12 protein-coding genes and 1 pseudogene are annotated in these 11,889 nt (G+C 41.5%); 5 read left to right on the forward strand and 8 right to left on the reverse strand.

The features are described 5' to 3' along the window. Nucleotides 1–144 precede the first annotated feature (144 nt). Together rho and trxA are read right to left on the reverse strand one after the other, a co-directional pair. Nucleotides 145–1,413: a transcription termination factor Rho gene (gene rho / locus G561_RS0110845; RefSeq protein WP_028859581.1), complete on the reverse strand. Its 1,269-nt coding sequence runs from the start codon at nt 1,411–1,413 to the stop codon at nt 145–147. Nucleotides 1,414–2,509: 1,096 nt separating this feature from the next. Continuing rightward, nucleotides 2,510–2,836 (reverse strand): thioredoxin, encoded by a 327-nt coding sequence (gene trxA, locus G561_RS0110850; RefSeq protein ID WP_028859582.1) that lies wholly within the window; start codon nt 2,834–2,836, stop codon nt 2,510–2,512. A gap of 345 nt (nt 2,837–3,181) precedes the next feature. Here trxA and G561_RS0110855 point away from each other — a divergent pair, with 345 nt between their 5' ends. From G561_RS0110855 to G561_RS0110865, 3 genes are all read left to right on the forward strand, one after another. Continuing rightward, entirely contained in the window at nt 3,182–3,895 is a 714-nt protein-coding gene (locus G561_RS0110855) for an RluA family pseudouridine synthase (protein WP_028859583.1), read from the forward strand. 151 nt (nt 3,896–4,046) lie between these two features. Then, the gene (locus G561_RS14500; protein ID WP_037032255.1) at nt 4,047–5,153 is read left to right on the forward strand and encodes an MBL fold metallo-hydrolase; all 1,107 of its coding nucleotides are present in this window, start codon (nt 4,047–4,049) and stop codon (nt 5,151–5,153) included. Next, a complete protein-coding gene (locus G561_RS0110865; protein WP_028859584.1) occupies nt 5,132–5,947 on the forward strand; it encodes an SDR family NAD(P)-dependent oxidoreductase in 816 nt (271 codons plus the stop codon). The genes G561_RS14500 and G561_RS0110865 overlap by 22 nt, the downstream gene beginning before the upstream one ends. Before the next feature lie 164 nt (nt 5,948–6,111). On the opposite strand, the gene G561_RS0110870 is transcribed toward G561_RS0110865, so the two are convergent. The 3 genes from G561_RS0110870 to G561_RS0110880 form a co-directional block, all read right to left on the reverse strand. Beyond that, a complete protein-coding gene (locus G561_RS0110870; protein WP_028859585.1) occupies nt 6,112–6,723 on the reverse strand; it encodes a nitroreductase family protein in 612 nt (203 codons plus the stop codon). A 249-nt stretch (nt 6,724–6,972) separates the two neighbouring features. Further along, nucleotides 6,973–7,905, reverse strand: coding sequence for a pirin family protein (locus tag G561_RS0110875; RefSeq protein ID WP_028859586.1), 933 nt, complete (start codon nt 7,903–7,905; stop codon nt 6,973–6,975). 57 nt (nt 7,906–7,962) lie between these two features. After that, nucleotides 7,963–8,676 carry a pirin family protein gene (locus G561_RS0110880; RefSeq protein WP_028859587.1) on the reverse strand — a complete coding sequence of 238 codons (714 nt, stop codon included), beginning with the start codon at nt 8,674–8,676 and terminating at the stop codon, nt 7,963–7,965. 207 nt (nt 8,677–8,883) lie between these two features. Between G561_RS0110880 and G561_RS0110885 the strand changes: the two genes are divergently transcribed. Further along, a complete protein-coding gene (locus G561_RS0110885; RefSeq protein WP_028859588.1) occupies nt 8,884–9,210 on the forward strand; it encodes a GNAT family N-acetyltransferase in 327 nt (108 codons plus the stop codon). A gap of 174 nt (nt 9,211–9,384) precedes the next feature. On the opposite strand, the gene G561_RS0110890 is transcribed toward G561_RS0110885, so the two are convergent. Beyond that, the gene (locus G561_RS0110890; RefSeq protein WP_028859589.1) at nt 9,385–9,780 is read right to left on the reverse strand and encodes a DoxX family protein; all 396 of its coding nucleotides are present in this window, start codon (nt 9,778–9,780) and stop codon (nt 9,385–9,387) included. Nucleotides 9,781–9,937: 157 nt separating this feature from the next. Between G561_RS0110890 and G561_RS0110895 the strand changes: the two genes are divergently transcribed. Next, nucleotides 9,938–10,846 carry a LysR family transcriptional regulator gene (locus G561_RS0110895; protein WP_028859590.1) on the forward strand — a complete coding sequence of 303 codons (909 nt, stop codon included), beginning with the start codon at nt 9,938–9,940 and terminating at the stop codon, nt 10,844–10,846. A 124-nt stretch (nt 10,847–10,970) separates the two neighbouring features. Here G561_RS0110895 and G561_RS14505 read toward each other — a convergent pair whose 3' ends face one another. Together G561_RS14505 and G561_RS15445 are read right to left on the reverse strand one after the other, a co-directional pair. Beyond that, nucleotides 10,971–11,576, reverse strand: a complete 606-nt coding sequence (locus tag G561_RS14505) for a dehydroquinate synthase/iron-containing alcohol dehydrogenase family protein (protein WP_265088287.1) — start codon at nt 11,574–11,576, stop codon at nt 10,971–10,973. Further along, nucleotides 11,567–11,889: pseudogene (locus G561_RS15445) on the reverse strand (transposase); the annotation flags it as partial. The pseudogene G561_RS15445 and the gene G561_RS14505, both read right to left, overlap by 10 nt.

An 11,889-nucleotide genomic window follows, 5' to 3' on the forward strand; every position in this document is an offset into this window, starting at 1 on the left:
GTCTGATACGTAACGCTTGTTACACTGATGTGACAATAGTGAAGAAAGGTTGCATAAAAGCTTGAGGTTGCATAAAAGCTTGAAAAAAAGACCACCCAAAGGCAGTCTTTTTTTTGCAGCTATTGGTCGGCATCTTATTAAAGTTTAGTTTTGTGATTTACGCTTCATTTGGTCAAAGAATTCATCGTTGGTCTTAGATTCTTTTAAACGCTCTAATAAGAACTCAGTGGCTTGTACTCCATCCATCGGCTGTAGTAGCTTACGTAAAATCCAAACCTTACGTAGCGTGTCTTCATCTAGCAGACGCTCTTCACGGCGAGTCCCTGATTTCTTGATGTTAATAGCTGGGAACACACGTTTTTCTGCCAAATCACGTTCAAGAGTGATTTCTTGGTTACCAGTACCTTTGAATTCTTCAAAAATAACGCTGTCCATTTTACTACCAGTATCGATCAGCGCCGTTGAGATAATGGTTAAACTACCACCCTCTTCGATATTACGAGCCGCCCCAAAGAAGCGTTTAGGCTGGGCTAGGGCATTGGCGTCCACACCACCGGTCAACACTTTACCAGAGGATGGAATTACAGTGTTATAGGCACGTGCCAGACGGGTGATAGAGTCCAGTAAAATAACCACATCCTGCTTGTGCTCTACCAGACGTTTGGCTTTTTCGATCACCATTTCTGCCACTTGAACGTGACGCTGTGGCGGCTCATCGAAGGTTGAGGCAACCACTTCACCGCGTACGGTACGTTGCATCTCGGTCACCTCTTCTGGGCGTTCATCGATAAGCAGTACAATCAGATAGCATTCAGGGTTATTGCGGGTAATGGATTGAGCGATGGTTTGTAATAAGACTGTTTTACCAGCTTTTGGCGGTGCTACGATAATAGAGCGTTGACCTTTACCGATCGGAGCAATCAAGTCAATAACACGGCCGGTTAAGTCTTCGGTAGTGCCATTCCCCATCTCAAGCTTTAATTGCTCAGTAGGGAACAGCGGGGTCAGGTTCTCAAAGATTAATTTGTGGCGTGAGCGATCTGGGGTGTCAAAGTTAATTTCACCGACTTTGAGTAAGGCAAAATAACGCTCTGAATCTTTTGGCGGGCGGATAGTACCGGCAATTGAGTCCCCAGTTTTCAGACTGAAACGTCTAATTTGGCTAGGGCTAACATATATATCGTCAGGACCAGCTAAGTAAGAGCCTTCTGAAGAGCGAAGGAAACCGAATCCATCGGGCAGTACTTCTAATACGCCATCACCATAAATGGCTTCCCCATTTTTGGCATGTTTTTTTAAGATAGCAAAAATGATGTCTTGTTTGCGACTACGCGCAAGGTTATCGAGCCCCATTTCTTTGGCAATATTTAGCAGTTCAGCAACGGAGTTCTTTTTTAGTTCAGTGAGGTTCATAGAGGTTTCGTTTGATGGTTGTTGAGTCATAGTCAGCTGCCGTTACGCCTATATAAACTAAGCATATGCGATAGGTTGTAAAAGTGCTTGCGATCGTAAAATATCGCCACACGTTGGTAGAGTTGATAAAAAATAAAGATAGGAAAAAGAGTGCGTTATTAACATGAATAGTGGTTACTTAGCTCAATAAGATCTAATTTCCATTAGGTATAAGTTTAGAAGCATTACTATTTGTTGTTTCTGCTTGGGTTTATATTGGTTTTGCTTATATTTATGGTTTCTAGCCAAAGCCACTGGCTCAATAACAGCCAGAACAGTGGGTATAGATAAAGAAGGCTTTGGTATCTGTATTAAGCTTAAATAGGATTGATCTCTTATGGTAGTAGACGGCATTAGCCATGCTCTACAACTGATTGGAGTAAGTTAATGTCTATATAGTTTATGTCTATATATAATTATCGAGACTAGGAAGACTCGATAAGACAAACCATATCCAGCAGATAATTTTTAAATAAATCTCTAAATAAGGGCAAACCTATTTGTTAATAATAATCGGTTATTGGATACAGATAGGATATACGGTAAAACTAGAAAGCGAGAAAAGGTATTTTGGTTGTCAATATCTAACATCAAATCATCAGCAATAGATTCTCAATAGGCGTGTCAGTAAGTTAATACGCAAGTAATAACAGAGGTATTAAGACAGAGATGATTGAGTGATGATTCTGTGCAGATAAGCGTATATTCGCAGCAAAAGGGCCTTTTAAATACGGGGCACTCTTCATTGAGATTCGCAAATTGACAATAGATATTCTCTAGGATTCAAACTATACGGTGTTTACCCGCGTCATGTCAATGGTTTTGTTAGCTTAAAGTATATTTTAATGGTGATTTGGCGAAGATAATCCGTTTATATTACCAGGGTTTATAGCAAATTAAGACCATTATTAATGTTGGGAATATAATATATTTTACTACTTTTAGACCCAAAAAAAGCGGCTGTCAACGACAACCGCTTTTTGGGCAACTGATAAACTGCACCTTTTATTAACTCATTAACAACGTCACTTTTTTATCAAATAAAGTGACAAATTAATTATAGATGCTTGTCTAATAAGGCAGCTAAATCAGCTTTAGGCTGTAGGCCCATAACCATATCTACTTTTTCGCCACCTTTAAATACCATTAAAGTTGGGATACTACGGATACCAAAGCGGCTAGCAGTTTCTGGGTTCTCATCCACATCAACCTTAACCACTTTTACTTTATCTTTATAGTCTTCAGCAAGCTCTTCTAATATAGGGGCAATGGCTTTACAAGGACCACACCAAGCTGCCCAAAAGTCTACCAGTACTGGCAAATCCGACTGTACAACATCTTTTTCAAAGTTTGAGTCGGTTGAGTTAACAATTAAATCTGACATAATTTATTCCTTTTATTGGTGTTAAAATCTTAGCAAATAAGCACAGACATCAGCGGTAGTTTTAGTTGTTTACTACTTTTATTACCGATTCTCATTGTAGAGTTATCACCAAAAACTGCCTAGCCTGAATCATGATGACTATATTACCACTTATTATATCAAGTTTTGTCTTTGCCCCGTTAAGTATGGTTAATAATTGGTATCAGTTGGATTGATGGTATACTTTGCGGCTTTCTTATTGAGACACTGCCTTATTGAGGTACTGTTATTTTTATTGAGACACTGTTATTTGGCAAATAAAGCCTCTAGACTTATTTCTTTTTATTCTTAAATTTGTGACCTGTTATGGCAATATCAATCGAAACTGTAAACCAATTAAACCTTGAAGAAGCTGAGCGTGATGAGCAGTTTTTCAAAGACTTTATGACCGAAGTCACCGTCTATGAAGATGAGGACTTGCTGTTGGTAGATAAACCCGCCGGTCTGCTAAGTATTGATGGCAAAGACTTAAAGGTTAGCTTGCTTTCTCGCTTAGAGCGCGCTAATCCAGAGGTTAAGCTGATTCATCGCTTAGATATGGACACCTCTGGGCTGATGATATTTGCCAAAAATAAACCGGCGCAGACCCACATTAGTAAGCAGTTTATTGAGCGTATTCCCCAAAAAGAATATCAGGCGATTGTCGAAGGCACGCTTGCGGTACCAGGCAAAAAGGGTGAGATTAATATCCCAGTGCGTTATGAGCCGAGCATTAAACCTAAGCATGTCGTTGACCCTGATTGGAAGAAGCATGCTTTGACCCATTATGAAGTGCTGCATCATGAGCTGCGTAAAGGCAAGCCGGTCACTCGTGTTGCCTTGCATCCGGTGACGGGGCGTAGTCATCAATTGCGGGTACATATGGTGCATTTAGGCCATGTTATTATCGGTGATCCTATCTACGCTGAAGGCGAAGCACTTGAATTGGCACCAAGACTGAATTTACATGCTCATAAACTGCGTTTGAAGCATCCTACTATGAATACTTGGATGGCATGGGAAAGTGTGGTACCATTTTGAAGTTGAAGCTCAGCTATGACTGGTTAGACTGAAGTTTATCAATAGTTGCAATTAAAAAATGCTAAAGTATCAATTTAGGCTTTTAATAGCTGGTCACAAGTAGTATTTTATATAGGGATGTATATAACCCACTGATAACAAGGACTGTATCATGAGTATTATTCACTCAGTTTCTCACTTTAAATCGGCCCGTGATGCTGCCAAACCCTTAGATAGGGTTGAGGATGTGCGTGCTGCGGCCGAAGATTTTCGCAAGACGATGCTTGCCAACCCAAAGGTTAAATTCTATAAAACCTTTGAGCTAATTCGCATTCCTTATCCCAGCAAGTATGGCTATCTTAATGCCTTTGCTCTGCCGACCCCTTATATTCACATCTGTAATAAGCTGTTTGTTATTCAGTTTGATAGTGAAGAGGGGTTAAAGACGCTTTTGGTCAGTCCCTCTGACTGGGAGTACCAAAGAGACACGCCTTACTTCTACCAGATGTCAGAAGACATGGGCATGTTCTCCAAGCCGGTCGAAAAAATGATAGTCAAAGAAACCAGTACAGTATTGGACGCTATCAAAAGCATAGGACTGGCGCCGGAAGATGTCGACTACATTACTTATGACCACCTACACACCCAGAATCTTACCCGTTGGCTCGGCGGAGCAGGGCAATCTGCGATATTTCCCAACGCCAAATTGTTGGTGATGAGAGAGGAATGGGAGAGTACCCAAGCTTTATTACCTTGGCAAAACCAATGGTATTGTCCTAACGGCATCGAGGGTATTGAAGACAGCCGCATTGAATTACTAGATGGGGATGTGTTGCTAGGCGACGGCTCTGTAGCGCTAATGCGTACCAAAGGTCACACCGAAGGCAATCATTCTATTGTGGCTCATACCGATCAAGGCCTGCTAGTTACCTCAGAGAATGGGGTAAGTATGGATTCTTATGCGCCGCAGCACTCCAAAATCAAAGGACTGGCCCGTTACGCCGAGTTGACGCAGTCTGAGGTGGTGATGAATGGCAATACCCTAGAGTTTGGGGTAGATCAATATCTGTCTATGATTCAAGAAAAAACCGTGGCGGGACCTTATCCAAAAGATGAACGCTTTTTTAATATGGCACTGTCTTCTGAGTCAGCGGGATATTACTTGTTCCCAGGAACCACACCGTCTGCACGAATGGGAGAGTTAGAATTCGGCACATTCACCCCAAAAAATGAAAGCAATAGCAAGCGAGGTGGCCTGTGGCGCAAACTTATATCGTAACCGGAGCCGCTTCAGGGATTGGTCTGGCTTTATGTCAGCGTTTGCTTGAGCAAGGACAGCAAGTCTGTGCCTGTGACATCGATTATGAAGCTTTAAAAAGCCATTATGCCAAGTATAAGAGGGCCGAGGAGGGTGGTACTTTAATGCTACATCCGCTCGATGTACGACGTGTCGAACAGTGGCAAGGCCTAATAAGTAAGGTATTGGCCCAGTGGTCAACCATCGATGTTATGTGTAATGTGGCGGGCGTGTTAAAAGACAATTGGGTGACTGATATTGTCATTCCAGATGAGGTGGACTTCCACTTCGATATCAATGTCAAAGGCACCATCTACGGGACTCAAAGCGTCATAGAGCCGATGCGCAACCAGGGTAAAGGACATATTATTAATGTGGCTTCTATGGCAGCACTGTCGCCTGTCCCAGGTCTGTCTTTATATAGTGCCAGTAAGTACGCGGTACGCTCCTATTCATTGGCAGCTGGCATAGAATTGGCTCAGTATGGTATTGCGGTAACTACGATCTGCCCTGACGCGGTTCAAACCCCAATGCTTGATCAGCAAAAAGACAAAGAGCAGGCGGCGTTAACTTTCTCTGGTAAGCGTACTTTAACGGTCGATGAAGTGGTGGAGGCCATAATAGGTACGGCATTACGCAGTCGCCCTATGGAGATGATGCTGCCTCAAAGCCGCGGTGTGGTGGCTAAGTTTGCCAATATTTTTCCGCAAACCTCAGGACGATTTGTTGATATTTTCCAGAAGCAGGGTCTTAAGCGCCAAGCCAAAAGTAAATAGTAATATAGTCTTATTGTGATCGTCATAAAAGCGATCATCATAAAAAAAAGCAGCCTCAAATCTGAGGCTGCTTTTTCTTTTCTTAACGCTTAGCTCAGAAGTGGACTTAAGCTTTAAGTTAAGAGATTTAGACTAAGTTTAACTTTTAGGTCTAGTTTATTGGATTATTTACCATAAACTTTTAAACGGCTATCAATAGGAGCAAACTGTTTGTCGCCTGCTGGTTGCTCAACACCACCGAATACCATCTGCGCAGTAAGTTTCCAACTAGAGTCGATGTTCCAAGTTTTGGCTACTTCTTCATCGATTACTGGGTTGTAGTGCTGTAAGTTTGCACCGATGTTTAGGCTAGCTAAAGCAGTCCAGATTACATATTGATGCATTGCGCTAGTATGCTCTGCCCACGTTGGGAAGCGGTCTGCATATAAAGCAAAGTTTTCTTGCAGGTTTTTTACAACGTTTTGGTCTTCAAAGAAAAGTACAGTACCCGCACCGGCTTTAAAGCCATTTAATTTCTCTTCAGTACCTTTAAATTTCTCGTCGTCATTTACGATTTTACGTAGAGTATCTTCAGTGATCTGCCATAGTTTCTTATGATCATCACCGAATAAAACCACTAGACGAGTTGATTGAGAGTTAAACGCAGAAGGGGTGTGCAAGATAGCATGCTCAATCAAGTCTACAACTTGATCTTTGTCTACAGGCAGTTGATTGTTTAGCGCATAAATTGAACGACGTGCTTCAGCTAGTTTTTGAAAATCTTGTAAGTTTGACATAACTATTCTCCGATATTTATAGGGATGGGATGGATATATTAAGCGGTTATTACTGTCAGTAGCTGCTCCTTTATAAAGCCTTTTTAATAAGACTTTTTTGGGACTACTGTAGGCAGTTAAGGTCTATGCCTTACTTAATATCTATCTGAATTAACTGACATTAATTATAGAATATTAAACCTAAACTGCCATATGACTTTTGTAAATTTATTTAACTATTACTATCAATAGTGAATATATATTACATAATTAGCCTTTAAAGCCTTCTGGTAATGCTGGAGCTTCTAATCTTTTTAATTCAGAATCGACATTACCAAAACGAGGGTGATGGTTGTTCCAGTCAGTAATGGCCTGTTCGATGTCTTGTTTATTATCAGCGACAAAGTTCCACCACAGCAGTACCTTTTGATTTAAAGGCTCACCGCCCAGTAACATAAAGCGGGTGCCTTTGGTGCCTTTAACGCTAATGACGCTCTTTTGATCAACTTCATCGAAGCGAATTAACTGATTTTGCTGGTACTTTTTGCCTTGGTATTCAATACCATCAACAACCATTAACATACCGTATTCAAAGCCTGGCTGTAGTACCAAAGATACTTCGGTGTCTTCAACCAAATGCACATCTAAGCCAATGAGCTTGCTGTATTGAATGGTTGGAGCGCTATAGCTTTCTCCCTCAGTTGTGGTGTATTCCCCAGTGGTTAACACATATTCAGCGCCTTGCTCTTTCCAGCTTGGCAGCTCAGGGTAGTGATGGAAGTTACGTTCTATCTTCTGATCGGTCGGTAGCGCAATCCACAACTGCACCATATTCATACCACACCAAGCTTCTGCAGAGCCACCGCTATTAGGGAACACACTCTGTTCGGTGTGGCTAATGCCCTGGTCATTGCCGGTACCAGCGGTCATTACGTTAACTTGATTTTTGGTAATGACTTGCTCATTCCCTAAGCTGTCTTTATGAAGTACTTCTCCATCAATCATCCAGCTGAATGTTTGCAAGTTAATATGCGGGTGTCTGCCCACTTGCATACCATCTTCATCGTCGCCAAATTCGGCAGGGCCAGCGTGGTCCATAAAGCACCATGCACCAATAGGCCTTTTGCCTTTATTAGGTAACAAGCGAGCGATTGGAATACCGCCAACATCTGCCAAACGGGGATCTAATGTTTCAGTTTTCATAAAGCACCTATTATTATGTCAAGGGGGTAGCGGCTAGCAGTTAATTATTACAAGAAGCTAGCTATTAAGGGGCACATCCATTACTAACACTTGGGCATCGTCAATCACATCCATGGTAAAGTTTTTGGTCTCAGAGATAGCCAGTCCATCTCTTGGGGCCAAGTTATGACCATTGATGACCACAGAGCCTGAAATAACAAAGACGTAAGCACCGTTTAATGGGGCTTTTATAGCATAAGTGGTGGTGACTCCTTTCTCAAACTCACCCACACTAAACCAAGCATTTTGATGAATCCAAACGCCTGAATCTTCAGGATTAGGAGACAGCACTTGGTTAAACTGGTTGCGCTGCAATAAATCAACCAGGCTGACTTGTTGATAGCGCGGGGTTACGTCCAATTTATTTGGCATCACCCAAATCTGTAAAAATTTAACCGGCTCGACCTCGTCGCCATTCATTTCAGAATGGGTAACCCCAGTGCCTGCCGACATTACCTGAATCTCACCACTTTTAATGATGCCATGGTTGCCCATGCTATCACCATGCATCAGCTTTCCTGATAGTGGAATGCTGATGATTTCCATATTGGCATGTGAGTGATCACCGAAGCCCATTCCACCTTCAACATGGTCATCATTGATAACGCGTAAAGCGCCAAAGCCGACACGTTGTGGGTCATAATAATCGGCAAAGCTAAAAGTGTGTTTACTTTTTAGCCAGCCATGATGAGAGCCACCCCGAGTATTAGCTGCATGGTATATTGTTTTCATAACTTATCCTTATTTGACTGTTAAGCTGAACAACAAAAACTTAATAAGTCAGGACAAACATTTAACACGACTACATAATAAGGGTTATAATTATTATTGCAAGTAGTGCTGATAAAGGTTGATTGTTTGTTAGCAATATCCTCATAATCAACTTTAAATCCAATCAGTTAGCTCATTATGAGTTAACTAAAATAAGAGAAGATCACCATGACAAATAAAGAGCAACTCAATTACGAACTTATCGATAATAAAGAGGCAAGTCGTTTTGAGCTACACATTGATGGCCATGTGGCTTTTGAAGACTATGAATACTTCACCACCAGTAGTGGTGAACCTGGTATTGCCTATCTGCATACTGAAGTGCCAAAGGAATTAGGAGGACGCGGTATAGCTGGTTATTTTGTGAAGTCTCTTTTAGAGGACGCCGCAGCAAAAAATCTACGCGTTAAACCCATTTGTCCTTTTGTTAAATCTTATATTGATAAACACCCTGAGTATCAAGATAACTCGGTCTTACACAACGCAGCGCCTTAATTACGCTGAGGGCTTAATATCGCCTATATGTTAAGGCCAAATAGTTGTGCTTGTATTACAAAAATATTTATAGGCTGGGAGGTTTGACTGTCCCAGCCCATAATTAAGGCTTTAATGCTATCTACCTATTTACCTACCTAGAGATAATTTGGTGGTAGTCGCTATTTGATATCGTTATGCGTCGACATCGTTACGTGCATCGATTGAATAAGCGCCTGGACCATGAGCCACAATCATTAAGAAGCCACCTGCCATCGCTAAGTTTTTCATAAAGTTCATCATTTGGTTTTGATCACCAAAGTCAGCGTGGAAGATGATGGCTGAAACGATGCTAAATCCCGCCATTAAGAAAGCTACCAAACGTGCTTTAAAGCCAACCAAGATTGCTAGACCACCAAATACTTCTAAGATAATAACTAGAGGTAACATGAAGCCAGGTACGCCCATTGCTTCCATGTAGCCTTGAGTAGCTGCATAACCGGTAATTTTACCAATACCTGAAAAGATAAAGATGGCTACTAATAAAAAACGACCTAATAGTGCGCTAGCATTGTTTACTGAAGTGTTCATAATGAAATCCTTAAATATAAAATAGTTTTGTTTGAACTTGCTAAGTAATGAGGCCATTATAATTGTTGATTTGATTTCAATAAACACCGATAATTGCAAATGATAGTTCTTATTATGAGAACAATAAGGCTAAAATGAAGGTACAAAGGGAGAGATTATGGGACAGCTAGAAGACATGGCGATGTTTATCAGAGTGGTTGATGCTGGAAGTATTACCAATGCTGCTGACCAGCTGAATATCGCAAAATCTGCGGTAAGCCGGCGTTTAAAAGAGTTAGAAACTCGCTTAAATACCCAGTTAATTAGCCGGACTACCCGAAACTCAACTTTGACAGAAGCAGGTCAGAAATATTATCAAGAAGCCTGTAGTATTCTTAGTGAAGTGGACTTGTTGAATGAGCAAATCAGCGGCTTATCCTCGCATCTAGAGGGTAAGATGAGACTGACCGCTCCTTTGTCTTTTGGGTTAATGCACTTAGATGAGATTATCCATAACTTTGCACAGCAGCACCCACAGCTATGCTTTGAGCTTGACTTCTCTGACCGACACATTGACTTAGTAGAGGAAGGTTATGAGTTGGCTATTCGTATTGGTGAGCTGAAAGACTCCTCTTATCAGGCCAAGCGGCTGACGGTAATCCGCCGGGTACTTTGTGCCAGTCCTGAATATATTAAACAGGCGGGGATGCCTGACAGTATAGAGGCGTTAAAGCAGCATAATTTTTTGCAGTATGGATTAACAGGTAGGCAAGGCGAAGTAGAGGTGATAGACCCTGCAGGAAAAAGACATAAGGTGGAGATGGCCTCACGATTTAAGGCTAATAATGGTAATTTTTTAGTAGATATGGCCATTAAAGGGCACGGTATTGTTTTTACACCGACGTTTATTGCTTATCAAAGCTTGGCAAAGGGGGAGCTTATTCCGGTTATGGAAGACCATCAGTTTCCCACCTTAAATGCGTATGCGGTTTACCCAAAAAACAGATTTTTGTCACAGCGCTGCCGATTATTAATTGATTATATTATTGAGCAGATTGGCGATGAGCCTTACTGGGATAATATTTAAGTATTTAAAGATTAAAGTATCTTCTCAAATCCAACCTAAGAGCAGCAAATAAAAATAGCCCCTTATCATCATGATAAGGGGCTATTGGTATTAATAGGCTTAGTAAGCCCATTTATTAAATTTGTTATTGGTTCAGCGAGTCGCTGATATCTTTAATGTCATGTAAGATTTTAACAATCTCAGCTTGGGTAAAGTATCTTGGTACTGAATAAGTGTCTCTTACTTCTATCGCTGCCGCTTTGGCAATTTTTACGAAGTCATCTTCATTGATGCCTGCGACGCTACGATCAATGTTGGTCTCTTCAATTAATGCTCTGACTTGAGCAATTAGATAATCTGCCAATTGACCGTCATCTGCTTTAGCTTGCACATTGTCTACCACCCCAGTTTTTTTGGCTAAAGTTGCTAGTCTCTGTTCACAAACATCACGGTTGGCATCAAGGATGTGGGGGAGCACGATGGCATTGGCACGACCGTGAGGAATGCTATAAAAGGCACCTAACTGGTGAGCAATAGCGTGCACGTATCCTAAACCGGCTTTGTTAAAAGAAATACCGCCGTAATGAGCAGCAATACCCATCTCTTCGCGGGCTTTTAAATTCTCGCCATCTTTATAGGCCACGGGTAAATACTGAAATACACTGCGGGTTGCAGAAGCAGCATAGTAGTCGGTTTCACTACTGGCATTTACGCTCATCCAAGCCTCTAAGGCATAGGTATCTACACAAATTTACTAGCGGCATCAGCGAATTCACGCAGTTTGTCAGGGGGATAATGATTTACCAGTTCGGTAAAATTAAGCCACTGGAACAATCCTGCCATCACAGCAGGTGCGGTTATTGGTTTGCTGCGTTTCATTTGCCGACCTGAGAGGCGCACTAAAAACAAAGCAAACTCTTGTGACTGTTTATCAGATGCTTGCATAATACGCCACACGAGCGTACAAGCCTGAGAGGCAATCAACAACCGCTTAAAATAAGCGTCTCCACTTTGCTGTAACCAGGACTCTAGCTGAAGTCCTGCACTTTTAAGCAATTTAAAAT

Source organism: Psychrobacter phenylpyruvicus DSM 7000 = NBRC 102152, from assembly GCF_000685805.1.
Classification (GTDB): Bacteria; Pseudomonadota; Gammaproteobacteria; order Pseudomonadales; family Moraxellaceae; genus Psychrobacter; species Psychrobacter phenylpyruvicus.